The organism is Pseudomonas sp. LB3P81, assembly GCF_054897965.1.
In genome coordinates this window covers 3,164,403-3,189,528 of sequence record NZ_JBUBVG010000001.1, presented here as the reverse complement: position 1 = coordinate 3,189,528, position 25,126 = coordinate 3,164,403, and the positions used below count along the sequence as shown (strand labels likewise).

Sequence of the window (25,126 nt, the reverse complement as noted above, 5' to 3'; positions counted from 1 at the left end):
CGAGTCCGGGTGAGCAACATGTGGTGGAGCAACGGCAAGTCACGGATTACCAAAGGCGCACGAGCGCTGGCCTCTCCAATGATCGTGTCCCTGGAGCCGCGCATGCTGTTCGACGGCGCGGTGGCAGCTACTGTGGCCGATACCGCCCAGGCTGACAGCCACACCACGGCTGACGCGGCAAAGCCACCGGTCGCCGAGAAACCGGTCGCCAGTCAGGACACCCACGGCCAGGCCGATGCCACGCCCGCCGTGGCGCCCGTTGCAGTGCCCGGACAAAGCGTGGTGTTCGTCGACTCCCGGGTCAAGGACGCTGACAGCTTGCTCAAGGGTGTGGCGCCCGGCACTCAGGTGGTTCAACTCGACGCCACCAGGGACGGCTTGCAGCAGATAGCCGACTACCTGGACACCCATCAGGGCATCAGTTCGGTGCAGATCATCGCCCACGGCAACGCGGGTGATCTGTGGCTGGGCGACAGTTACCTGTCGGCCGATAACGTCGCGGCCCGCAGTGCGGTGCTGGCGGAAATCGGCAAGGACATGAATGTCGGCGGCGACATCATGATCTACGGCTGCTACACCGCCGAAGGCGAACGGGGTTTGAGCTTCGTCGATTCCCTGGCGCAACTGACCGGCCGTGATGTGGCGGCCTCCAGCAACCGCACCGGCGTGGGCGGCGACTGGGATCTGGAGATCGCTACCGGCAACATCGAAAGCGCCAACGTTCTCTCGACCGCCGCCATGAGCGACTATCAGTGGGGCCTGGCGACCTGGACGGCCACCAACAACGCCAACACGGGCGTCGGCTCGTTGCGCGCCGCCATCGCTTCGGCGCAGAACGGCGATTCCGTCACCTTCAACGCCAGCATGACGGTGCAACTGACCTCCGAACTGCTCATCAACAAGAACATCACCGTTGATGGCGACCTGAACAATGACGGTGCGGCGGATGTGATTCTCGACGGTCAGTACAGGACTCGGGTGATTGAAATTGCGTCGGGCAAAACCGTGACGCTGGATGGTCTGGTGATCACCCGTGGCCTGGTGTCGGGCACGGGCGGCAACGGTGGTTACGGTGCCACGGGTGCGATGGCCGGGGGGATTTTCAACGCAGGGATCCTGACGCTGAACAACGTTAGCGTGACCTCGAACGCCGCTTCCGGTGGCGGTGGTGGTGGCGGTGTCACGGGCGCGTTTTACGGCGGTGGCGGTGGCGGTGGCGGCGGTTTGGGCGGCCAGGGCGGTGGGCATGGCGGTTCGGCCGGGCCGGGCACCGGCACGTTGGGCGGCCAGGCGGGCAGCGGCGGTATCGGCGGTTACGGCGGCGGTTATGACGCGACGCACATGGGCGGTCGCGGTGGCACCAGCACTGGCGGGACTGGCGGCTTGGGCGTTAACTACTACAGCAACGGCGGTAACGGTGCGACGGCTACCAATGGCACGATTTCCATTGGCGGCGGCGGTGGCGGCGCCGGTTGGGACAAGGTCGGTGGCGCCGGCGGTAACGCGGCGGGCGGGATCTACAACGCAAGCAGCGGTGTCATGACCATCATCGGCACGTCGAACATTACCAACAACATCGGCGCCGGTGGTGGCGGCGGCGGTGGGGGTGGCCAAGGTAGCAACGCCTCCAACGGCGGCATCGGCGGCCGGGGCGTCGGTGCGATCTGGAACAAAGGCACACTGCTGATGACGGCCGCCAACTTCGCTGCCCTGGCCGGTAATGCCGCGGGCAGCGGTGCCGGTGGTCCTGCACTGGACGGCGGGACAACCGGCACCTCGCCGACCTCCGTGGCGACAATCTACAACGATGGCGGCGTACTCAACACCGCGTATGCACCGCCGCCGACCGCAACCATTGTGGTCGCTGACACCACGCTGAGCATCGGCGAAACGAGCCTGGTGACGATCACCTTCTCCGAGGCGGTGACCGGTTTCACCAACGCCGACCTGACGATTGCCAACGGCACCTTGACGGCAGTCAGCAGCGGCGATGGCGGCATCACCTGGACGGCAACGTTCACGCCGACCGCCAGTATTTCTGACACGACCAACGTCATCACCCTCGACAACACCGGGGTAATCAACGGTCTGGGCACTGCTGGCGTCGGGACCACCAATTCCAATAACTACATCGTCGACACCGCTCGCCCGACCGCCGGCATCGTGTTTACCGACACGGCGCTCAAAGTCGGCGAAACCTCGCTGGTGACCTTCACCTTCAACGAGGCCGTGACCGGTTTCACCAACGCCGACCTGACGATTGCCAACGGCACCTTGACGGCGGTGAGCAGCAGCGATGGCGGCATCACCTGGACGGCAACCTTTACCCCGACCGCCAGTATTACTGACGCGACCAACCTGATCACCCTGGACAACACCGGCATCAGCGATGTGGCGGGCAACGCCGGTAGCGGCACGACCGATTCGAACAACTACGCCATCGATACCGTGCGGCCGACCGCGACCATCGTCGTGGCAGACACGGCGCTGAGGATCGGCGAAACCTCGTTGGTGACCTTCACCTTCAGCGAAGCGGTCAGCGGTTTCACCAACGCCGACCTGACCATCGCCAACGGTACGCTGACGGCGGTGAGCAGCAGCGACGGCGGCATCACCTGGACGGCGACGTTCACCCCGAACGCCAGCGTCAATGACACGACCAACCTGATCACCTTGAACAACACCGGAGTGAGCGACCTGGCGGGCAACGCCGGGACCGGCACCACCGACTCGAACAACTACGTCATCGATACGCTCCGTCCGACCGCGACCATCGTGGTGGCCGACAATGCGCTGAAAATCGGCGAAACCTCGCTGGTGACCATCACCTTCGCCGAGGCGGTGAGCGGTTTCACCAACGCGGACCTGACCATTGCCAACGGTACGCTGACGGCGGTGAGCAGCAGCGACGGCGGCATCACCTGGACGGCGACCTTCACGCCAACCGCCAGCATCACCGACACAACCAACCTGATCACCCTGGACAACACGGGTGTCAGCGACCTGTCGGGCAACACCGGCAGCGGCACGACCGATTCCAACAACTACGCCATCGACACGGTCCGTCCCACCGCGACCATCGTCGTGGCGGACAGTGCGCTGAGGATCGGCGAAACCTCGCTGGTGACGATCACCTTCAGTGAAGCGGTCAGTGGTTTGACCAACGCCGACCTGACCATCGCCAACGGTACGCTGACGGCGGTGAGCAGCAGCGATGGCGGCATCACCTGGACCGCGACCTTCACGCCGAGCGCCAGCATCAACGACACGACCAACCTGATCACCCTGGACAACACCGGGGTCAGCGACCTGTCGGGTAACGCCGGCAGCGGCACCACCGATTCCAACAACTACGCCATCGACACGGTGCGTCCGACCGCCACGATTGTGCTGGCCGATACTTCACTGGCAGCGGGTGAAACTTCGTTGGTGACGATCACCTTCTCCGAGGCAGTGAGCGGTTTCACCAATGCGGACCTGACGATTGCCAACGGCACCCTGAGCGCCGTCAGCAGCAGCGACGGTGGTATCACCTGGACCGCCACCTTCACGCCAACAGTGGGTGTGAACGACGCGACCAACGTCATCACCCTGAACAACACCGGCGTGGCCGACCTCTCCGGCAACACAGGCAGTGGCACCACCAACTCCGGCAACTACACGATTGATACCGTGGTTCCGACGGCCACCATTATCGTCGCTGACAACGCGCTGAAAATCGGCGAAACGTCGCTGGTGACCATCACCTTCTCCGAGGCCGTGACCGGTTTCACCAACGCGGACCTGACGATTGCCAATGGCACCTTGAGCGCGGTGAGCAGCAGCGACGGCGGCATTACCTGGACGGCGACGTTCACCCCGACCAGCGCCATCACCGATGCGACCAACCTGATCACCCTGGACAATACTGGTGTGCAGGCGGCCAGCACCGGCAACGTGGGCCTTGGCACCACCGACTCCAACAACTACGCGATCGACACCGTGCGGCCAACGGCAACCATTGTCGTGGCGGACACTGCGCTGAAAATCGGTGAAACCTCGCTGGTGACGATCACTTTCAGTGAAGCGGTCAGTGGTTTCACCAACGCGGACCTGACAATTGCCAACGGCACCTTGAGCGCGGTGAGCAGCAGCGATGGCGGCATCACCTGGACCGCGACCTTCACGCCGAGCGCCAGCATCAACGACACGACCAACCTGATCACCCTGGACAACACCGGCATCAGCGACCTGTCGGGCAACGCCGGCAGCGGCAACACCGATTCCAACAACTACGCCATCGACACGGTCCGTCCCACCGCGACCATCGTCCTGGCAGATCCGACCTTGAGTGCCGGCGAAACGTCGCTGGTGACCATCACCTTCAGCGAGGCGGTGAGCGGTTTCACCAACGCGGACCTTTCGATTGCCAACGGCACCTTGACGGCGGTGAGCAGCAGCGACGGCGGCATCACCTGGACCGCCACCTTCACACCAACGGTGGGTGTGAACGATGCGACCAACGTCATCACCCTGAACAACACCGGGGTGGCCGACCTCTCCGGCAACACGGGCAGCGGCACCACCAACTCCGGCAACTACACAATCAATACCGTGGCTCCGACAGCCACCATTATCGTCGCCGACAACGCGCTGAAAATCGGCGAAACGTCGCTGGTCACTATCACGTTCTCTGAGGCAGTGACCGGTTTCAGCAACGCCGACCTGACGATTGCCAATGGCACCTTGAGCGCGGTGAGCAGCAGCGACGGTGGCATCACCTGGACGGCGACGTTCACGCCGTCCGTCAGCATCACTGACGCAACCAACCTGATCACCCTGGACAACAGCGGTGTGCAAAACGCCTCGGGCAACGCCGGCAGCGGCACCACCGACTCCAACAACTACGCCATCGACACCGTGCGCCCAACGGCGACTATCGTTGTGACGGACTCCACGCTGGCGCTGGGTCAAACCTCGCTGGTGACGATCACTTTCAGCGAGGCGGTGACCGGTTTCACCAACGCGGACCTGACAATTGCCAACGGCACCTTGAGCGCGGTGAGCAGCAGCGATGGCGGCATCACCTGGACCGCGACCTTCACGCCGAGCACCAGCATCAACGACACGACCAACCTGATCACCCTGGACAACACCGGCATCAGCGACCTGTCGGGCAACGCCGGCAGCGGCACCACCGATTCCAACAACTACGCCATCGACACGGTCCGGCCCACCGCGACCATCGTCCTGGCAGACCCGACCCTGAGTGCCGGCGAAACGTCGCTGGTGACCATCACCTTCAGCGAGGCCGTGAGCGGTTTCACCAACGCGGACCTTTCGATTGCCAACGGCACCTTGACGGCGGTGAGCAGCAGCGACGGCGGTATCACCTGGACCGCCACCTTCACGCCAACGGTGAGTGTGAACGACGCGACCAACGTCATCACCCTGAGCAATACCGGTGTGGCCGACCTCTCCGGCAACGCGGGCAGCGGCACCACCGACTCCGGCAACTACACGATCGATACCGTGCTGCCGACGGCCACCATTGTCGTCGCCGACAACGCGCTGAAAATCGGCGAAACGTCGCTGGTCACCATCACCTTCTCCGAGGCAGTGACCGGTTTCACCAACGCCGACCTGACGATTGCCAACGGCACCTTGAGCGCGGTGAGCAGCAGCGACGGCGGCATTACCTGGACCGCCACGTTCACGCCGTCCGCCAGCACCACCGATGCGACCAACCTGATCACCCTGGATAACAGCGGTGTGCAAAACGCCTCGGGCAACGCCGGCAGCGGCACCACCGACTCCAACAACTACGCCATCGACACCGTGCGCCCAACGGCGACTATCGTTGTGACGGACTCCACGCTGGCGCTGGGTCAAACCTCGCTGGTGACGATCACTTTCAGCGAGGCGGTGACCGGTTTCACCAACGCGGACCTGACAATTGCCAACGGCACCTTGAGCGCGGTGAGCAGCGGCGATGGCGGCATCACCTGGACCGCGACCTTCACGCCTACCGTGAGCGTCAACGACACGACCAACCTGATCACCCTGGACAACACCGGCATCAGCGACCTGGCGGGCAACGCCGGCAGCGGCACCACCGATTCCAACAACTACGCGATCGACAGCCTGCGTCCGACCGCTACGATCGTGGTCGCCGACAGCACTCTCAGCGCGGGCGAAACGTCCTTGGTGACCATCACCTTCAGCGAGGCGGTGACCGGTTTCACCAACGCCGACCTGACCATCCCCAACGGCACGTTGAGTGCGGTAAGCAGCAGCGATGGCGGCATCACCTGGACCGCCACCTTCACACCGACGGTCAGCGTCAAGGACACCAGCAACGTCATCACCCTGAACAACACCGGGGTGGCCGACGTTGCCGGTAACGCGGGCAGCGGAACCACCAACTCGGCGAACTTTACGATCGACACAGTGCTGCCGACAGCCACCATCGTGGTCGCCGACACTGCGCTGAAGGCGGGTGAAACTTCACTGGTCACTATTACCTTCAGCGAAGCGGTGAGCGGTTTCTCCAACGCCGACCTGACGATTGTGAATGGCACGCTCAGCAGTGTGTCGTCGAGTGATGGCGGCGTCACCTGGACGGCAACGTTCACCCCGACGTCGAGCATCACCGACACCAGTAACCTGATCACACTGGACAAAAGCGGCGTGCAAAACGCCTCGGGCAACGCCGGCACCGGCACCACCGACTCCAACAACTACGCCATCGACACCGCGCTGCCGAGCGCCACCATCGTGGTCGCCGACAATCGCCTGGGCATCGGCGAAACCACCACGGTGACCTTCACCTTCAGTGAAGCGGTGAGCGGTTTCGACCTGTCGGACATCAGCGTCGCCAACGGCGTGCTGTCGAACCTGAACAGCAGCGACGGCGGTATCACCTGGACGGCAACCCTGACGCCGACCGCCAGCATCAACGACGCGACCAACCTGATCGTGCTCGACACCGGTACGGTGCAGGACGCCGCCGGCAACCTCGGCGCGAGTATTGCCATTTCCAACAACTACATACTGGACGCGTCCCGGCCGACGGTCAGCATCGTGGTCGCCAACCCGAGCATGGGCGTCGGTCAGAGCACCGTGGTGACGTTCACCTTCAACGAAGCGGTGAACAATTTCGACCTGTCGGATTTGAGCGTGACCAACGGGGATTTGACCGGCCTGAGCAGCAGCGACGGTGGCAAGACGTGGACTGCCACGTTTACGCCTACTGCCAATGTCAGCGACCCGAGCAACTTCATCGCCCTCGACACCAGCAACGTCACCGATCTGGCCGGTAACGTGGGTGACAGCGTGTCGGTCTCCAACAATTACGCGATAGGCGTCGTCTCGGTGACCCCGGATCCGGAGTTCCTCAGCAGCGACCCGGTGACCGTGTCCGATCAACCCAACGTGCCCCTGCAACCGATCGTTTTCACCGCGCCCACCGGTGACCTCGGTTCCCCGCTGACCTTTGCTCCGTTGTTCGAAAACCGGGACGTCGGCGGCGGCATTCGGCCGCTGGGTGACATTTTCGTGAACAACGGCGCGCTGGCGCAGAGTTATGTCGCGCAAGTGTTCACCAGCAGCGACAGCGGCGGCGGCGAAGGTGCAAGCCACGGTTTCCTCGGCATCGGCGGTGGCGATGGCGGGGTGTTCAGCACCAGCACGTTGTCGAATCTGTTCAATCAGGACGTCGGCAACGAGCAAAGTTCGCTGAACTCATTCGGCAGTCATTCGATCATGGTCAGTGATGCTTCCCAAGGCCTGCGCGGCGTATTTGGCGCGCCCAGTCTCGCGCAGCAACTGCAACAGCTCAAAGACACCGAGCAACGGCAGGTCAACGACCTGGCCGCTGCTTTGAAACAGGCCGGCATCAGCGAAGTGCAGGCCTGACACAACAATTTAATCGTTGCGACACCCAGGGGCGGTCAAGGATGAAGAGAAGTCAGAAGTTGTTCGTCGCGAGCCTGCTCGCGCTGGCAGTCAGTGGATGTGCAGTCAAAAGTGAACCGATCGAACGCAGCGTCAGTGAGCAGCGCGCCAAAAACGATCTGCAAAGCATGTACGAGGGTCAGGAGCCCCTCAGCGGTCCGCTGACCCTGCATCAGGCCATGGCCCGCGCGGTGAAATACAACCTCGAAGGCCGGCTCAAGATCATGGAAGAGGCCTTGGCCAAGCGCCAGCTCGACCTGGCCAGTTTTGACATGCTGCCGCGCATGGCGCTGGACGCCGGTTACGTCGGTCGCAACAACGTCAGCGCCTCCAGCAGCCAGAGTGTGCGGACCGGCACCCAGTCGTTGGAACCGTCGACCTCACAGGACCGTGACCGTGAGGTCGCCGACCTGAACATGGTCTGGAACGTGCTCGATTTTGGCGTCAGCTACATCAGTGCCAAGCAACAGGGCGACCAACGGCTGATCGTTCAGGAACGCCGGCGCAAAGTGATCAACACCATCGTTCAGGACGTGCGCTCGGCCTATTGGCGAGCAGTGGCCGCCGAACGTTTGCTCACGCAGATCGACAGCCTCATGGCCCGGGTCGAGACCGCTCGCGGCAACAGCGAGAGCATGAGCGAACAGCGCGTCGGCGATCCGATCCAGGCGTTGGGTTATCAGCGCTCGCTGATCGAAGCCACACGCCAGTTGGAAGAACAACGCCGCGCGCTGTCGCTGGCGAAAACCGAACTGGCGACCCTGATCAATCTGCCCCTGGGCACCGAGATGACGCTGGCGACTCAGGACGACTACGTCATTCCGGAACTCAAAGTCGACCTCGCCAGCCTGGAACAGGAAGCCCTGGCCAGCCGCCCGGAACTGCGTGAGCAGGATTACCAAAGCCGCATCAGTGCCGCCGAAACCCGTAAAGCCATGTTGCGCCTGCTGCCGGGCCTGGAGTTTTCCGCCGGTGGGCATTACGACACCAACTCGTTCCTGGTGGAGCAGGGGTGGGCCGACTATGGCGTGAAGGTAACCTGGAACCTGTTCAGCGTGATCTCTGCACCGGCGGCGATCAATGTCGCCAAGGCCGGTGAAGAAGTGGCCACGGCGCGTCGTCAGGCGATGTCGATTGCGGTGCTGGCCCAGCTTTACGTGGCCAATGCCAACTTCCACGAGGCGCTGCGACAGTTCAAGACCAATCAGCAACTGTCGGACATTGACGGGCAGATTGTCGGCCAAATGCGCAATCGCTATCAGGCGGCGGGGCTGGGTGAACTGGACTTGATTCAGGGCGAGTTGAACACCTTGCAGGCCGATCTGCGTCGCGATCTCTCGTACGCCGATCTGCGCAATGCTTACGGGCAGATTTTTGCCAGTGCCGGGCTCGATCCGCTGCCGGATCAGGTGCAGTCCACCGAAGTCCAGTCCATCGCCATCGCATTGGCCAATCGCGAAGAGGCGTGGGCGGCGGGCAACATTACGGTGCCGGCTCATGTCCAGGCTCGATAACCTACAGGCGCCGCCGGCGAGCATCAGCCGCGCCCAACGGGAGGCACGCAATGGCCATCGCGGCACGGCGATTCTGTTGACCGGTTTGCCGGCGGCGGGCAAGTCGACGCTGGCCCAGGCACTGCACGCCGAGTTGTTCGGACGCGGCGTGCAGAGCGTCGTGCTCGACGGCGATGGGCTGCGGGTCGGGCTTAATCGCGATTTGGGTTTTTCCGACAGTGATCGCGTGGAGAACATCCGCCGGGCCAGCGAACTGGCGGCGTTGCTGGTGGAGAACGGGCAGGTGGTGATTCTGGCGATGATCGCGCCGCTGCTGGAGTTGCGTGAACTGTTCACCACGCGCTTAGGCGAGGATTATCGCGAGGTTTGGTGCAGCGCTTCCGTGGCGGTGTGTGAGCAGCGCGATCCCAAAGGTCATTACGCTCGGGCCCGTCGCGGTGAACTGCCAGGATTTACCGGGGTTTCTGCGCCTTATGAACCGCCGCCTGCCGCTGCGCTGATACTCGACACCGGGACGCAGTCGGTCGAGGCCTGTCTCGACCGTTTGCTGACCTGGCTCGGCGAATGCGCGGTGCTGCCCAAGTTTTGAACCAAGTGGTTTTTGTGGCGAGGGAGCTTGCTCCCGTTGGGCCGCGAAGCGGCCCCAAACAAGGGACTGCCACGCAGTCCGACGGGACGGTGCGGCGATCCGACAAGCCCCCTCACCACAGGTCATCACCGCTTCAAGGTTTCGCCGACAAATCCGCCATGCCCTTGAGCAACTCGATCGGCAACGGAAAGACGATGGTCGAGCTTTTGTCCCCGGCAATCGAGCTCAGGGTCTGCATGTAGCGCAGCTGCATGGCGCCCGGCTGACGGCCAAGCATTTCGGCGGCCTGCATGAGCTTTTCCGAGGCCTGCAGTTCACCTTCGGCGTGGATGACCTTGGCCCGGCGCTCCCGCTCGGCTTCGGCCTGCTTGGCGATGGCGCGGACCATTGATTCGTTGAGGTCCACGTGTTTGATCTCGACGTTGGCGACCTTGATGCCCCAGGCGTCGGTCTGGGCATCGAGCACTTGCTGGATATCGATGTTCAACCGTTCGCGCTCGGCCAGCAATTCATCGAGCTCGTGTTTACCGAGCACCGCGCGCAAGGTGGTCTGGGCCAGCTGGCTGGTGGCCATGAGGAAATCTTCAACCTGGATAATTGCCTTCTGCGGGTCGAGCACGCGGAAGTACAGCACCGCGTTGACCTTTACCGAGACGTTGTCGCGGGTGATCACGTCTTGCGGCGGCACGTCGAGCACCACGGTGCGCAGGTCGACGCGAACCATTTGCTGCACCACAGGAATCAACAGGATCAGGCCGGGGCCTTTCACTTGCCAGAAACGGCCGAGCTGGAACACCACCCCGCGCTCGTATTCGCGCAGGATGCGAAAAGTCGATCCCGCCAGCGCAATGACCAACAGCAGCAGTGCGGCAAAGCCCAGTTGCAGACCCATGGTTATTCTCCACCCGGCGCCGCGTCAGCCGCGGCCACTTGCAGCAGTAATCCCTTGCGCGCCACCACCCGGACCTGTTGCCCGGTTTCCAGTGGCGTGGCGCTGAGTACTTGCCACTTTTCTCCTTGCAGGTGCACCCAGCCGTTGCAGGCATTGCCGGGCTGTAACGACATCACCGGAGCCACGCTGCCCACGAGCCCGGCATCGCCACTGACTGTTTGGCGCGGACGGGTTTTCAGGGCGTGGATCACCAGGAAAATCAACAACAACGCGCTGATCAGACCCAGGCCGATCATCAACGGGACAGGCACTTCGGTGTTGCTAAGAATCACCGCACCGATGACGAACATCACAATCCCGCCCAACCCGATGACGCCGTAATTGGGCAAGGCAGCCTCGGCGATCAGAAAGGCGATGCCGAACGTGATCAGCCAGATCCCCATGGGGTTGGGAATCAGCACAATGGTGTCCGCCGCGAATGCCGATCCGCTCAAGGCCAACAGCAATGCCACTGCACAGCAACGAGTGTTCACTTGACCCTCCTGTAGGAGCGAGCTCGCTCGCGATGAATCTGAGAGCACCGCGTCGATTCAGGCAGTGCGCGTTACCGTCAGTGCCCATCGCTTCATACAGTTTAGTCGAGCAGCGGATTGTACGAATTTTGCTCAGTTGTCGACGATGTTCCAGTGGGCAGATTTCCCGCGCGATGACGCCAGCAGGCCTAGACTTTTCAATGGAGAAAACGTTTATCCATCGTCCGCCAACGTTGTTGCGGACATCGAGGTGCATCATGCGTATGGCAAAAACCGTGCAGAGCAGCCTGGAAAAGGCGCGCTGCGAATTTGACATCGTTACCCATCCACACTCGGCCAGCAGCCTTGAAACGGCGCGGGTCGCGGGCATTCCTGCCGAACGGGTGGCCAAGTCGGTGATCCTCGACGACCACCATGGTCATTTCCTGATGGCCGTGCTGCCGGCGAGTCGTCACCTGGACCTGACTAAAGTGCGCAGCAGCGGCGAATGGCAAGTCACCCGGGAAAGCACCCTGGCGCGTCTGTTCGAAGACTGCGAACGCGGCGCGGTGCCGGCGTTGGGTGAGTCCTATGGCCTGGAAATGGTCATCGACCCGTTGCTGACTCGGCAGAATGACATCTATCTGGAGGCCGGTAACCACAACAATCTGCTGCACATGAGCATGCCGGAGTATCTGAAAATGGTGCCGCATGCCGAGGTGCGGGAGTTGAGTCAATGAGTTTTGCGGCGTCAGTGACACCGCCATCGCCGGCAAGCCGGTCTCGCTCCCACAGTCGACCGCGTGTCCCTGTGGGAGCGAGACCGGCTTGCCGGCGATTGACCGCGCAGCGGTCACCCAATCATTTGCCTTTACCCAGGAGCCCGACATGGAATCCCCAACCCACAGCCTTCCCTCCCTGTTCAAACAACTCGGCCTGCCGGATGACGCCGAAAGCATCGATAAATTCATCGCGACCCACTCACCGCTCAAACCCGAATTGCATTTGGCCGATGCATTTTTTTGGAGCAAGAGCCAAGCGCAGTTTTTGCGCGACGATATTCTGGATGATGCGGATTGGGCCGAGGTGGCGGATCAGTTGGATGTGCTGCTGAGGAAGGGGCGTGGGGTGTAAAGAACGCAAAACCTGGTCACAGGTTTTTTGGAAGCTTTCAAGCTGACTGGCGTAGCTTTCCATGGCACACATTCAACGATGAGATCGAATCATGCAGCGCGTTTTGGCAGAAAGAGTCATCGGTATCAACGAACTTAAGCAAAACGTGGATGCTGTGATGCGCGAATCGCTAGAGGGTCCTATAGCGGTGGTGGAAAACAACCAAATCAAAGCGTACCTGGTGTCGGCAGATTTATATGACGCGATGCTTGAACGTCTGGAAGTTTTTGATTTGGTGACGCTCATCCATACACGTAGTCGCGAAATCGCCATACCTGTCAGTCTTGATGATCTATAAAAGCTGGCTGATGAGAATTGTTTCAAAACTTGACCAGCTTTCCTCTCAAATGCCATATTGATAGTTAGCAAGCTAACAGTGTGTCTTTTCTCCCGTGTCAAAAAACCTCGACGCTCTCCAGATGAACATCAGCAGTTGCATTCCCTCGAAATGCAGGCCCAAGGCGCCACGCTGATCCAGCGTTTGCGCGATGCGGGGCGTGGCGATGAAACCCAGGTCACCCGCTCACAAACCCAATTCAAATCCCTGCGTGCCGACATGCCGCGTTATGAAGCAGCGCGTCAGGCGGGATTGTTCCGTTTGTCGATGTTGCTGGCCAAACCGGTCGACCAATTGCCGGCCGGCACCAGCGACTGCGCCGAATTACCGAAAATTGCGCAATTGTTGCCGGTCGGTGACGGCGCCACTTTGCTCAAACGCCGCCCCGATGTGCGTCAGGCCGAGCGTCGATTGGCCGCCGCGACCGCCGGTATCGGCATTGCCACCGGCGAGTTGTACCCGGACATCAGCATCGGTGCGACCGTCGGCACCGTCGGTATTCTGGAGAATCTCGGCAAACCGGCGACCAGACACACCGCTTCTTCCAGGCCGGTCGTGAATCGTTCCTGGCAGACCTGCAAGCGACCCGCACCTACACCGATGTGCGGGCGCAACTGGCCTCCGCCAACACGCAAGTTGCCATGAGCCAGATCGATTTGTTCCTGGCACTGGGCGGTGGCTGGGAAAGCGGACGAACGCAAGCGATGAACACCAGCAAACCCTGAGGCCGTTGCTATGCTTTGACTTGATGAGGTCGCGCGTCGAACTCATCAATCAAGGCTCGCGTTGGTCATGGGGATTCCAATAATGAAAAACCCTTATGCTCCTGGCTTCTGGTGCGCTATTGCGGCATTGGTGTTGCTTTCGGCCACCTATTTCTACGGCATCATGCTGGCCCACCAGATCGACAAGGCGCTGGTGTTCCTCGACAGCGCAGCCGCGCTGATCGCCGTGATGGCCATCGTGGTGGTGGCCTGGGCGTCGATACAGGGCCAGCGCATCAAAAAAAGACAACTTGAACAAGGCAAGACGCTGGTGCTGATCTGGGACACCAAGGTCGCTTTGCGTCGGGTCGAAACGGTGTTCGACCGGTATTTCTGGGGCAGTTACTGGCAACCCGGGCGTACCTTTCAGGAAGTCATGGGTGAACTCACCGGCACACCGCTGGAAAAAAGCCTCGAAACGTTGAAGAAGCAATGCCTGGCGCTGGACAAGCAAGTGTCCGACGACGACTGGCATTGGTTGAGCAACGCCCGTGAACTCTCCGATGTCGCCGCCGCCATGGCCCGCGAACGCTATCAGCTGGACTTCTGCGACCCGCGCGCGGATTTGACGGGCGGGGCGGTGATCAATCGGGATTTTGAGGTGCTGGTTTATACATGGACGGCTCGGCTGAAAAGCTTTGATCATCAGTTGGATGAGATGGAAGTTCAGTATTCCTGATGCTGTGTCGTTAGTTCAGACGCCTTCGCGAGCAAGCCCGCTCCCACAGGGTTCAGCGTGATCCTTGTGGGAGCGGGCTTGCTCGCGAAGGCGATCTCATAATCGCCGAAACTCTCGACCAATACCTACGGTCCATAGACACTCTTTAACCTTTAAACATTGGGCCGCCCGGTACGCCTGATGCTAATCTCCATCGCACTTTCAACGCAGTCGTGACCGTAACCCGTCATGGGTTCAGGGAAGACGACCACACCTCAAACAACGGACATTGAACGGGTCATTCATGAATAAATCAGCAGGCGTGCTTCTTGGAATTGTCGTGGCCATCGGTGCAATCAGCGCTGGCGGTGCCTGGTTTACCGGCACCAAACTCGAAGGGGTGCTGAACACCTCGATCGCCGACGCCAACAAGGAACTGCAAGCCGCGCTGGTCGGCTCCAACGGCACCGCGTCGCTGGAGCTGGTGTCGCTTGAGCGCCACGTGTTCAGCAGCACCGCGCACTACCGCCTCAAGGGCCAGGGCGAGATCTTCGGCGAGGCGCCAGTCGAATTGCTCTTCGTCGATCGCATCGAACACGGCCCGCTGCCGTTCTCGCGTCTGGTGTCGCTGAAGTGGTTGCCGGTCATGGCCACCAGTCACTACGAGCTGGAAAAGACGCCGATCACCGAGAAGTGGTTCGCCGCCGCCAAGGACAAATCGCCGCTCACCGGCGTGGTCAACATCGGCTACGACAACGCCACCAACGGCACCCTCGAATTGCTGCCGCTGGACGTGGCGCTGGACGACAAGTCCCACCTGAAATTCTCCGGCCTGAACCTCGATGTCGCGGCCAACGCCAAGGCGCAGAAAGTCAAAGCCAACGGCTACATGGACAACTTCATCCTGACCACAATCGATGAAACCCAGGCCCCGGTAAAAGTCGAATTGAGCGGCCTGACCCTGGCCAGCAACCTGGTGAAAAGTACCTACGGCTACTACACCGGCGAGAACACCGTCGAGCTGACCAACAGCAAAACCACGTTCGGCGCGCAACAGTCGGTGTTGGGCATCAAGAAGTTCGAGATGAAGAACCAGACCGAAGAGTCGGGCACCAGCGCTTCCGGGCGAGCCGATTACAAGATTGGCGAAGTGTCCCTGAACGGCAAGACGGTCGGCTCTGCGCAGATGGCCATGAGCCTGAAGAACCTCGATATCCCGGCGACGATGTCGTTGATGCAGATTTACCAGACCAAACTGCAGCCGTACGAGAAGGCCGCCGCCGAGGCTGCCGCTGCGGGTGAGCCGGCGCCCGAGCTGGTCTTGACCCCGGAAGAAGAGGCTCAGGTAAAAACCGGTCTTGAGAAATTGCTGGCAGCCGGCCCGCAAGTGGCTCTGGAAAACCTGTCGTTCACCACGGCCAACGGTGAAAGCCGCGCCAACCTGGTGCTCGACCTGACCAAGCCACAATCCATGGACCTGCCACCGGATCAATTGACCAAACAATTGATCGCGTTGCTGGACGTCAATATCAAAGTGTCCAAGCCGATGCTGGTTGATTTGCTCAGCGTCCAGGGGCAAATCGACGGTCAAACCGACGCCAAGGTCATCGCCGACCAAGCGACTGCCACCGCTGACATGTTCGGCGCCATGGCAGTCGGCACTCAGTTCGCCAAAGCGGACGGCAATGACATCGTCACCAAACTGCATTACGCCAGCAATCAGGTGGAATTCAATGGCCAGAAAATGACCGTCGAAGAGTTCGTCGGTTTCGTGATGAGCAAGCTCGGTGGTGCTGGCGTCGTCCAGTAAAACCAAGAGCACGTTTCGCACTGACCTGTAGGAGCTGCCGCAGGCTGCGATCTTTTGATCTTCAAAGGCAAAAGATCGCAGCCTGCGGCAGCTCCTACTGGCATTCAGAGCATCAAGGATGGAATTTCAACCTCTGATCAGCCGCCATGCCTCGTCCACAGGCAGCGGCTGTTTCATTCGCTCGGCGAGCATCGCCATCGCCCACTCTTCATCGCAGGCGATGGCGGCGGTCACCACGCCGTTCTTGCCGAACAGTCCGATAAAGGGTGGATGGTACGGATCGCCCTTGAACTCGACCTCGTCCCAGGCTTCGGCGTGACCGAGGTAGTCGTAGTTTTTGCCGAAGTGCCAGGTCCAGAAGTACGGTACGTCCAGGTAATGCTCGTCGCCGCCCAACATGTTCGCCGCTGCAATCCGTGCGTGTTGTTGGGCCAGGCGCCAGTGCTCGATCCGTTGCGGCTGGCCGTTGAGCGGGAAGGTGGCGATATCGCCGGCCGCCCACAGCCCTTCAGTCACGCGCATGCCGCCGTCGACCTTCAAAGAATGGTCTTTTTCCATGGGCAAATCTTTAAACGGTCCGGTTGCCGGGCTGACGCCAATGCCGACCAATACCAGATCCGCCGGAAAACGCTGACCGTTATCCAGACGCACCGCTTCGACCTTGCTCGAACCTTCGATCTGCGCGGCTTCGCCATCCGTATGAAACACCACGCCGTGGGCCACGTGGCGGGCAAGAATCGACTTGCCGACCGTTTCGCCGAACTGTTTGGCGAAAGGCACCGCGTGGCGGGCCAGAACAGTGACGTCCAGGCCGTATTCACGTAGCGCCGCCGCGGATTCCATCGCGATAAAGCTGTCGCCGATGATCACTGCACGCTGGCCTGGCTGGGCGGCGGTCAGAATCTTTTGTGCCTGGTCTTTCGAGCGCAACAAGAACACCTGCGGCAAGTCGGCTCCAGGCAACTCGAGACGGTTGGGTGTGCCGCCCGTGGCGATCAGCGCAGCGTCATAGGTCAATGTTTGGCCATCCTTGAGCTGCACTGTCCGGGCCTTTGCATCCAGGCTCGCCACTTCACCGTTTATGCGATCGATGCGCTGTTCGCGATAAAAATTTTCATCGCGCAGCGGCGGGACTTCTTCCGGCGGCATCTCCCCGGCAATCACGAATTTACTCAACACGGTGCGGTCGTAACCGGCGTCAGGTTCGCGGTCGATCAGCAGTACGCGGCCGCCGAAACCTTTTTCGCGTAACGCCGCCGCACCCGCCGTGCCTGCGGCGCCAGCGCCGATAATCACAAACGTACGTTCATCATCGGCCGGTGGGGTATGAGCATCCGGAAGCGGGTTTTCGTCGACCCAGACTTCGTCATCGCGCACTTCCAGGGGATAGCGCTTGAGACTGTCCAGCGACGGCGGTTCACACAACGCACCGTCCTCTATCCGGTAGGCTGCCTTGTGCCATGGGCAAATCAGATGTCCTTGACACAACGCGCCCTCGGCCAGCGGCGCCCCGGCGTGCGGGCATTCGCCCTGATAGGCGCGCAGTTGATCGCCAACCCGCAGCAAGACGATTTTGGTGCCCCCAATCCGGACTTCCAGGCCTCGATTGTCGGGCACATCGGCGAAACGGGCGACGCGGTGCAGTGCCATGATCGTTCTCCAGGCAAGCGTTTCACTTAAGAGTTTGGCGCTTATCCGCGGGTTCAGCCAATTCCCACTGCCACCGCACGAACGGTCCGGCTATAGTTTGCACGCCGACCACGGCCCCACCCGCACAAGGTGCTCCGGTATGACCCGATTGACCTCTCTGAACCCTTGGCTGGCGGCCGTTGCCGTCGCCCTTTGCGTGCAGTTTCCGGCGCAGGCCGCAGAACGCTTCACCGTCAGCATTCCCGGTGTCACCGACAACCGTCTGTTCACCTCGGCGGCGGCCAGCGATGCGGCCGGTTGTGGCGGCAAGAACCAGTCTCCGGCGCTGAGCTGGACCGCCCCACCGCCGGGTACCTTGAGTTACGCCATCGTCATGCACGACCCGGATGGTCAGAAAGGGTTGGGTTCCGATCACTGGATTCACTACGGCATCAAACCCGCGACCCGCCAGATTCCGCCCGGTGTCGGTGCCAAATCCGCCCTGGAAGGCGTGGCTGGCAGCAACAGCAAAGGCACCACCGGTTACATCGGTCCTTGCCCGCCGGTCGGCGACAGCTCTCATCACTACATCATCCAGCTCTACGCCCTGGACCTCGCCCCGGATGCCTTGCCCGCCGGCCTGACCCGCGCGCAGTTGCTGGAAAAAATCAAAGGCCATGTGCTGAAAAACAGCAGCGTGGTGCGGCGTTATCACCGCTGAAGTTTTTTCAGCGGGTTTAACCCGAACCGGTGGGGCTGCCCGTCTCAGAGGATGAATGGATCAATTTCCTCCTGAGGTCAGCCCCCATGTCCCTCCCTCTGCATTTTCTCCGCCCGGCCGCCCAGGGTTTCGCCGCCGGGTTGCTGTTGGCCGTTGCCGGTTGTGGTGTTTCGTCCAAGCCTGAATCCGCTGCGGTTGCGGTTTCACCTCCGGCGCAAAGTACCTGGGTGCGCAGTGAGGTGGTCATGGCCGATGCGACCATGGCCAAACGCAGGGTAAGTGCGGCGCCCATGGCGAGTTATGCGCCTGAATCTTCGCCGCCGGGTTATCAGGATGAACAGCGTGAGCAATATCAAGCGCTGGCGGATAACCCGATTCACAGCGTCGCGGAGGCGCCGGTCTCCACCTTCAGCGCCGACGTCGACACCGGCGCTTACGCCAACGTTCGCCGCTTGCTCAATCAGGGACGCCTGCCACCCGAAGGCGCGGTACGGCTGGAGGAGATGGTCAATTACTTTCCCTACGACTACGCGTTGCCCACCGATGGCTCGCCGTTTGGCGTGACCACTGAACTGGCGCCATCACCGTGGAACCCGCACACCCGTTTGTTGCGCATCGGCATCAAGGCATCGGACCGCGCAGTGGCTGAACTGGCCCCGGCGAATCTGGTGTTTCTGGTGGACGTGTCCGGTTCGATGGACCGTCGCGAGGGCTTGCCGCTGGTCAAAAGCACCCTGAAATTACTGGTTGATCAATTGCGCGAGCAGGACCGGGTGTCGCTGGTGGTCTATGCCGGCGATTCGCGCGTGGTGCTGGAACCGACTTCCGGACGGGAAAAAGCGAAAATTCGTACAGCCATCGACCAATTGACTGCGGGCGGCTCCACCGCCGGGGCGTCGGGCATCGAGCTGGCCTATCAAATGGCGCAGCAAGACTTTATCCCCAAAGGCATCAACCGCATCCTCCTGGCCACCGACGGCGACTTCAACGTCGGCATCAGCGACTTCGACAGCCTCAAGCAAATGGCTGTGGATAAACGCAAGACCGGCGTGTCCCTGACCACCCTGGGTTTTGGTGTGGATAACTACAATGAACACCTGATGGAACAACTGGCCGATGCCGGCGACGGCAACTACGCCTACATCGACAACTTGCGCGAAGCGCGCAAGGTGCTGGTGGATCAGCTCGGCTCGACCCTCGCCGTCGTGGCAAAAAACGTGAAGCTGCAAGTGGAGTTCAACCCGGCGCAGGTCAGCGAGTACCGGTTGTTAGGGTATGAGAATCGCGCGTTGAAGCGTGAGGATTTCAGCAACGACAAGGTTGATGCCGGTGAAATCGGCGCAGGGCATACGGTCACGGCGTTGTACGAAATTGTGCCTAAGGGTGAGAAGGGCTGGTTGGAGCCGTTGCGGTATGGCGGCGCCGAGTCAGCTGTCTCTGCAAAGTCTGGAGAACTGGCGATGCTGCGTGTGCGATATCAGCTGCCGGAAGGTGGGAATAGTCGCCTGATCGAGCGGCCGATTGCCGGTGGTTCGCAAGGCAAGGCCAGTGATGACCTGCGATTTGCGGCGGCCGTGGCGGCGTTTTCCCAACAGCTCAAGGACGGGCGTTACACCGGTGATTTCAGCCTGAAGGACACGGAGGCTCTGGCTCGTGGTGCCCGGGGCGATGATCCATTCGGCCTGCGTTCGGAGTTCGTGCAATTGGTGGAACTGGCGCAAAGCCTGCGAACCACGACCGCCTCCAACAGCGAGCCGCATAAAGGAGGCTACAACTGACATGTCTGCTCCTGAACTGAGCGACGAATCACTGCTGGCCCGCTATCGCTCAGGCGACGGGCCGGCGTTCGAGATTCTGTACGCCCGCCATCGGCAAGGTCTTTATCGGTTTCTGCTCGGCCTCAGCGGCAAATCCGAGCTGGCCGAAGAGGTCTACCAGGAAACCTGGCTGAGCCTGATCCGCAGCACCAGTCAGCCACAAGGTCGGGCGAACTTTCGTACCTGGCTCTACCAGATCGCCCGCAATCGACTGATCGACCACTGGCGCAAACACGGAATCCACAACCCCTTGCACGACAGCTACGACGAACAGACCCACGCCCTGGCCGATGACGCCGCCGACCCCGAACAACTGCTGAGCCTGAGCCGCGATAACCAGCGCCTTGAAGCTGCTTTGCAAAACCTGCCTGCCGACCAGCGCGAAGTGTTCCTGCTGCGCGCCCACGGCGATCTCGACCTGTCGCAGATCGCCGCCCTCACCGACACACCGCTGGAAACCGTCAAAAGCCGCTTGCGCTACGCCCAGCAAAAACTGCGTCGGCTGCTGGCCGAGGAGGTATTGACATGACTGACGCCCGCAAAACACCGGAAGACCAGGTGCTTCAGCATTTTCGCGAGCATTCGACCAGCGAACCACCGGCCCATCTTGATGCCTTCATTCTGGCTGCTGCACAGCGTGAAGTCCCCGCGCCGAAACCGAACTTGTGGCAACGCTGGGTTAAGGCCTGCCAGAGGCCTCGTTGGCAAGTGGCGTTCGCCAGCCTTGTTGGCGTCGCATTGATGCTGGCACTGGTGCAACGAACTACAGAGGAAGCACCGAGTTACGACTTTGCCCCCAAAGCATCCACCCCGGTGGCTAAAAAAGAGGCAGCGCAAGCACCGTCGTCAGTTGCGCGCTCGTTGGCGGCCCCAGCTCCCGCCGCACCGATGGCGGATTTCGCCGCCCCCGCGCAGAGCGAATCGATCAGCGCCGAAATGGCCGAGGAAGCAAAAGTCAGCAAACGTGCAGCCGCTCCGTTGAAAACCCTGGATGAGCAATTGCTGGAAGTGGTTCGCCTGCAAAACGCCGGTCAGACACGCGAGGCGGATGAATTGTTGGCGACATTGCACAAACGCTTTCCCAAGGAAAACCTCACCGCAAGACTCAAGGAATTGAAGAAAAACTGAGGGCAACGGTGTTCCGCAATTTGGCATCCACCCCCGAAAGCGCGCACTATCGGCCTATAGCCGATGCGTTGGAGGATGCCGTGGCAAAAAAAATCGACCGCATCGCCCAAATGCTCAACTGCCCGGTCAAGGGTGAAGAACTGCGGCGAGCAGTGACGGAGAGTCGTAAGGAGTTTCTTCTGGCTAAGCAGGCAGAAGAAACGCTTGAGGAAGACGTTCTTGATGATGAAGAGTTCGAGGACGACGAAGACGATGATTACGACGAATTCGACTGGACGACTGAGTGACATTCTCTGGTGGAATCATCTCCTGTAGGAGCGAGCCTGCTCGCGATGTTCTTCCAGTCAACGCTGGGCATTCAGACTGCTTGCGTCATCGTTGACGTACTTCGTCGGAACGCCGCCCGGAGCCGGCTCGCTCCGACAGGGAACCTCACAGGCCAGTGATTTTGGGCTTGTTTAAAAGGGCTTTGTTTTACTTCCTGCAAGCTACAAATTCTTGCGCCATTACCTACAGCTACGCCAGAATCCGCCGGCTTGTGCGCTTGGGAGCGGGTCGGTAGTTTGATTCGTGTCACTGGTTGTCAGTGATCGGGTTTAGCAGCCCGCCGTGGTTAGTGAAGTGCATAGCATCCTCTTCAGTCAGGTTACTAACCTGCACGTTATGGTGGCTGTGCGTGGGGCGCCCTCGGGCGCGCCGGTTTGCTAACTCCCCGGTCTGCTAACCCGCGCACAGCCGCCACCCATCGTTTAGCAGCGACGCGTGAACGGCTCCACTTCTGGAGTTAGTCAAATGTCCAAAATAGTCCCCGACCCACCAGCAACGGAAACAGAGCAACCTGAACGCAAAGGCTCGCTCTTCAGCGTCAGTCCCAACATCAACACCGAAACCCTGCTCGCCAATGCCTCGGAAGACCTGCTGTCGATCAGCGCCATCGCCGCCAACCTCGCCGACGATGTGGACGGTTCGCGTCGCTCCAAAGCCCTGGCGCTCAGCCGCATGGCCGATGGCGTGCATTTGTTGGTGGAACGAGCGCTGGATCACCTGGATGAGCCAGAGATGGCGGCGATTTTCGCCAGGCAGCACAACCAAACCGCAGACGCTTAGGCGCCGGCCACAAAAAATGGGCACCGGATAATTGTGAGAGCGAGCCTCCTCGCGATGGTCGTAAACGATAACGCGGGCTGCCTGAATGCCCGCGTTGCCCGGAGGTCGCCATCTTGCGGCTGACCTTGCGCGAACCTTCGGTTTGAACTGTCAAGTTTTCCTTGACGGTTGCTTCGAACCAACCAGTAGTTGATGAGAAGTTCTCAATCCTTATAATCACCTGCAACACGGCCCCTGTCGGTGGATTCGCTTCGGCGCTGATACTGCTCAGGGGTTTTTTGTTGATCGGCTCCCTTCCGATGAGTCATTTTGCTTAAATTATTGATTGATGCGTATCCGTCCAAGCTGAATCCACGAGCAGAACCGCGCGATCTCGCAAACTCTTGGTTCACCAAAGTGTTGGGCGCCATTCTTGGCGTCTGCCGCAGTTGTCAACTTTAAGTTGACAACTGCCTCTTCAGGCACCGGGGTCAAGCCAACTCAAGATGGATTTAGTCCCGCGACCGACTATCTAAAGGTGGTTTGATCGACACCGGTCTGATGGGGTGTACCTCGTCGAATTCCACTACTAATCCCTGCTATGCCCGTACACCGATGAATAGCTCCAATTCTTTCGGTAATGACTGTTGGATCGCAATTTCTATTTGTTGGACCTGCCCGCCGGTTAATGGAAGCTCGCCATTAGCTTCGGCTGCTAAGCTGTCCCAGCCCAATACGTCCATAACGGCTTGCTCAAATTCGGGACTTACGTCGAACTCAAATTTGATCGAATCGTCATCGTTGTCGCCTGCGAGAAAGCCCGTAATCTCTAAAAACATTATTGCTCTCCCATATCACTTTGATGTGGTTCGCCCTGGTTCAGCACCCTTTGTACGTTCTCCCGTATCGGGGTTGAACTCTCCCAAATGCTTACCTTGCTTGTCGTAGAGTTCAATTCTGCCATTCTCATAATCCCATTCATAAATTCTGCCCTTGCGATCTTTCCAACGACTTCGTTTTTTGCCTCCGCCTTGGACGCTCGACATTTGTTTTGCGCGCGTGGCATCTGGAAAGGCCGGCAGTGTTTTGGGGGCGGGATGGTAGCTGTGGTCGCCCCCAATAGGCCGAGCAAACACCACATACATCGACTTCAACCCAGTGTCCGCTGGAAACACCAGAATACAGTCGTCAGTGGTGATGTCTTCACCGGGGAGGCCTTCGAGCTGACTGTCTGTGTTGCCCGGAATCGGGTGGACCAGGATGGTGCCAAGCTGTTCGCCGCTGCTGTCGGGGTAGATCAGCGGGGGCATCTGTCCCAGTGGCCCGCGCTGGGGCGTCCACAAGATAGTGATGCCATTGAGCTTGGCTTCCAAGGCGGTTTTATCGGCGTTCCACGTGGCTTGCACCGTGCGCACCGTGTCGTCGCCTGATGCGGTGGTATGGATGCCGTAAACCTGTAGTGCGCCCTCGGCGTCGCGACGAAACTGAAAACGCACACGGGTGGGGGCGTGGGTCATGCTGCGCAACTGAGTGTCGGTATGGAGCGTCCCGTCAGCCATCCTGGTCGGTAGCATGCCGAGTATGAAAACACTGGCAGGCCCGCCGGCACCGCGAATCGCCCAGTTAAGACGCTGCTGCAGGATGCCGCCACCGGCCATGCGACCTAGTGCCAGATCGGCGCCGAGTGCCGTCGCTACGGCGGTGCTGGCAGACGGAAAAAGCATGGCGCCCGCAACCATTATCTTGCCGAAGTTCGAAGCGGGCTCCGCAGCGGTGCCGGCGTCGGTGCGACACCAGTTATCGGGGATGCAGGATTTGGCAAAGACCTGATCGTCGCGAGGTTTGGCCTGTGGCCATGGATCTTTTGGGGGGATATAGACCGGTTCAGGCGCTGGCGCTGATCTAACCATGAAGCCACCGCCTGAGCTGGCAAAGCGTTCCTTTACCAACAGCAAATCACCCTTGCGGACGGCCTCGACAATTTCGCTGTCGCTGCTGATGCGGGAATGGCTCCCGAAGTTAGCGAGTCCAGCGATGTTGTGGCGACCTCGCATCAGCGCGTCATTGACCAATCGGGCGGCAGTGGTGGGGTTTTCGGTTTGTTCGAGGCCCTTGTCAGCATTCCTTATCAAACGCATGGCGTTCCCCTTGGTTAAGTCCTCGGGGAGGTATTCTGGAGAGCGTGAAGCGCGCCGGGCAAAAAATAGTTTTGCGGAATTTGTCTGTATCGGGGGGTGTTGAGTAGCCCTCCCTGACTACAACACCCACAAAAAAGCCCCAGACCCTACGGCCTGAGGCTTTCTCGTTTCTACGTATGGTGCACCAGGCGGGATTCGAACCCACGACCCCTGCCTTCGGAGGGCAGTACTCTATCCAGCTGAGCTACTGGTGCAAGCGGGCGCCATGATACTCATATGCACTGCGGGCGTCCATGCTGCTGAATCGACAGCGCTTTTCCAAAGCGTAACCTGCGTTTGCTACGCTGATCTGAAATTTGTGGCAAATGCGGCGTTTTCGTTCTTTTTTTCGAACAGCCTATTGTCCTTTACCCCCTTTGATCC

19 protein-coding genes, 1 tRNA gene and 1 pseudogene are annotated in these 25,126 nt (G+C 60.4%); 15 read left to right on the top strand and 6 right to left on the bottom strand.

Annotated features, from left to right (window positions below):
• The first annotated feature begins 18 nt into the window (after nt 1-18).
• From ACYZTL_RS14685 to cysC, 3 genes are read left to right on the top strand one after another with little or no spacing between them, the layout of a single operon-like run.
• Nucleotides 19-7,896, top strand: coding sequence for an Ig-like domain-containing protein (locus ACYZTL_RS14685; protein ID WP_461952399.1), 7,878 nt, complete (start codon nt 19-21; stop codon nt 7,894-7,896).
• A gap of 41 nt (nt 7,897-7,937) precedes the next feature.
• The gene (locus ACYZTL_RS14680; protein ID WP_461952398.1) at nt 7,938-9,449 is read left to right on the top strand and encodes a TolC family protein; all 1,512 of its coding nucleotides are present in this window, start codon (nt 7,938-7,940) and stop codon (nt 9,447-9,449) included.
• Nucleotides 9,433-10,038 (top strand): adenylyl-sulfate kinase, encoded by a 606-nt coding sequence (gene cysC / locus ACYZTL_RS14675; RefSeq protein ID WP_461952397.1) that lies wholly within the window; start codon nt 9,433-9,435, stop codon nt 10,036-10,038. The genes ACYZTL_RS14680 and cysC overlap by 17 nt, the downstream gene beginning before the upstream one ends.
• A 133-nt stretch (nt 10,039-10,171) precedes the next feature.
• Here the strand turns inward: cysC and ACYZTL_RS14670 are convergent, their stop codons facing one another.
• Together ACYZTL_RS14670 and ACYZTL_RS14665 are read right to left on the bottom strand one after the other, a co-directional pair.
• Nucleotides 10,172-10,930: a slipin family protein gene (locus tag ACYZTL_RS14670; RefSeq protein ID WP_392893172.1), complete on the bottom strand. Its 759-nt coding sequence runs from the start codon at nt 10,928-10,930 to the stop codon at nt 10,172-10,174.
• Nucleotides 10,931-10,932: 2 nt separating this feature from the next.
• Complete coding sequence (locus tag ACYZTL_RS14665; protein ID WP_461952396.1) at nt 10,933-11,463, bottom strand: NfeD family protein; 531 nt, start codon at nt 11,461-11,463, stop codon at nt 10,933-10,935.
• 257 nt (nt 11,464-11,720) lie between these two features.
• Between ACYZTL_RS14665 and ACYZTL_RS14660 the strand changes: the two genes are divergently transcribed.
• The 6 genes and pseudogenes from ACYZTL_RS14660 to ACYZTL_RS14635 all read left to right on the top strand — a co-directional run bounded on the left by ACYZTL_RS14660 (nt 11,721) and on the right by ACYZTL_RS14635 (nt 16,184).
• Nucleotides 11,721-12,182, top strand: coding sequence for an aminoacyl-tRNA deacylase (locus ACYZTL_RS14660; protein WP_461952395.1), 462 nt, complete (start codon nt 11,721-11,723; stop codon nt 12,180-12,182).
• A gap of 148 nt (nt 12,183-12,330) precedes the next feature.
• Nucleotides 12,331-12,576, top strand: a complete 246-nt coding sequence (locus tag ACYZTL_RS14655; protein ID WP_461952394.1) for a DUF2789 domain-containing protein — start codon at nt 12,331-12,333, stop codon at nt 12,574-12,576.
• A 91-nt stretch (nt 12,577-12,667) separates the two neighbouring features.
• Nucleotides 12,668-12,913: a type II toxin-antitoxin system prevent-host-death family antitoxin gene (locus tag ACYZTL_RS14650; RefSeq protein WP_461952393.1), complete on the top strand. Its 246-nt coding sequence runs from the start codon at nt 12,668-12,670 to the stop codon at nt 12,911-12,913.
• Nucleotides 12,914-13,054: 141 nt separating this feature from the next.
• Nucleotides 13,055-13,677: pseudogene (locus ACYZTL_RS14645) on the top strand (TolC family protein); the annotation flags it as partial.
• Between the two features lie 82 nt (nt 13,678-13,759).
• On the top strand, nt 13,760-14,395 hold the full coding sequence (locus ACYZTL_RS14640; protein WP_461952392.1) for an NADH:ubiquinone oxidoreductase subunit N: 636 nt from the start codon (nt 13,760-13,762) through the stop codon (nt 14,393-14,395).
• 283 nt (nt 14,396-14,678) lie between these two features.
• A complete protein-coding gene (locus ACYZTL_RS14635) occupies nt 14,679-16,184 on the top strand; it encodes a YdgA family protein (RefSeq protein ID WP_461952391.1) in 1,506 nt (501 codons plus the stop codon).
• Between the two features lie 126 nt (nt 16,185-16,310).
• Here the strand turns inward: ACYZTL_RS14635 and ACYZTL_RS14630 are convergent, their stop codons facing one another.
• Nucleotides 16,311-17,834 (bottom strand): FAD-dependent oxidoreductase, encoded by a 1,524-nt coding sequence (locus ACYZTL_RS14630; protein ID WP_461952390.1) that lies wholly within the window; start codon nt 17,832-17,834, stop codon nt 16,311-16,313.
• 139 nt (nt 17,835-17,973) lie between these two features.
• Between ACYZTL_RS14630 and ACYZTL_RS14625 the strand changes: the two genes are divergently transcribed.
• From ACYZTL_RS14625 to ACYZTL_RS14600, 6 genes are all read left to right on the top strand, one after another.
• On the top strand, nt 17,974-18,534 hold the full coding sequence (locus ACYZTL_RS14625; RefSeq protein ID WP_461952389.1) for a YbhB/YbcL family Raf kinase inhibitor-like protein: 561 nt from the start codon (nt 17,974-17,976) through the stop codon (nt 18,532-18,534).
• An 86-nt stretch (nt 18,535-18,620) separates the two neighbouring features.
• Nucleotides 18,621-20,312, top strand: a complete 1,692-nt coding sequence (locus tag ACYZTL_RS14620; protein ID WP_461952388.1) for a vWA domain-containing protein — start codon at nt 18,621-18,623, stop codon at nt 20,310-20,312.
• 1 nt (nt 20,313) lies between these two features.
• Nucleotides 20,314-20,880, top strand: a complete 567-nt coding sequence (locus tag ACYZTL_RS14615) for an RNA polymerase sigma factor (RefSeq protein WP_461952387.1) — start codon at nt 20,314-20,316, stop codon at nt 20,878-20,880.
• Nucleotides 20,877-21,479, top strand: a complete 603-nt coding sequence (locus ACYZTL_RS14610; RefSeq protein ID WP_461952386.1) for a hypothetical protein — start codon at nt 20,877-20,879, stop codon at nt 21,477-21,479. Before ACYZTL_RS14615 ends, ACYZTL_RS14610 begins: the two co-directional genes overlap by 4 nt.
• Before the next feature lie 20 nt (nt 21,480-21,499).
• The gene (locus ACYZTL_RS14605) at nt 21,500-21,766 is read left to right on the top strand and encodes a hypothetical protein (protein ID WP_461954311.1); all 267 of its coding nucleotides are present in this window, start codon (nt 21,500-21,502) and stop codon (nt 21,764-21,766) included.
• Nucleotides 21,767-22,271: 505 nt separating this feature from the next.
• Nucleotides 22,272-22,586, top strand: a complete 315-nt coding sequence (locus tag ACYZTL_RS14600) for a DUF6124 family protein (protein WP_461952385.1) — start codon at nt 22,272-22,274, stop codon at nt 22,584-22,586.
• Nucleotides 22,587-23,164: 578 nt separating this feature from the next.
• On the opposite strand, the gene ACYZTL_RS14595 is transcribed toward ACYZTL_RS14600, so the two are convergent.
• The 3 genes from ACYZTL_RS14595 to ACYZTL_RS14585 all read right to left on the bottom strand — a co-directional run bounded on the left by ACYZTL_RS14595 (nt 23,165) and on the right by ACYZTL_RS14585 (nt 24,957).
• The gene (locus ACYZTL_RS14595; protein WP_461952384.1) at nt 23,165-23,404 is read right to left on the bottom strand and encodes a pyocin S6 family toxin immunity protein; all 240 of its coding nucleotides are present in this window, start codon (nt 23,402-23,404) and stop codon (nt 23,165-23,167) included.
• Nucleotides 23,405-23,419: 15 nt separating this feature from the next.
• On the bottom strand, nt 23,420-24,703 hold the full coding sequence (locus tag ACYZTL_RS14590) for an S-type pyocin domain-containing protein (RefSeq protein ID WP_461952383.1): 1,284 nt from the start codon (nt 24,701-24,703) through the stop codon (nt 23,420-23,422).
• Between the two features lie 177 nt (nt 24,704-24,880).
• Nucleotides 24,881-24,957, bottom strand: a tRNA-Arg gene (locus ACYZTL_RS14585).
• Nucleotides 24,958-25,126: the final 169 nt, after the last annotated feature.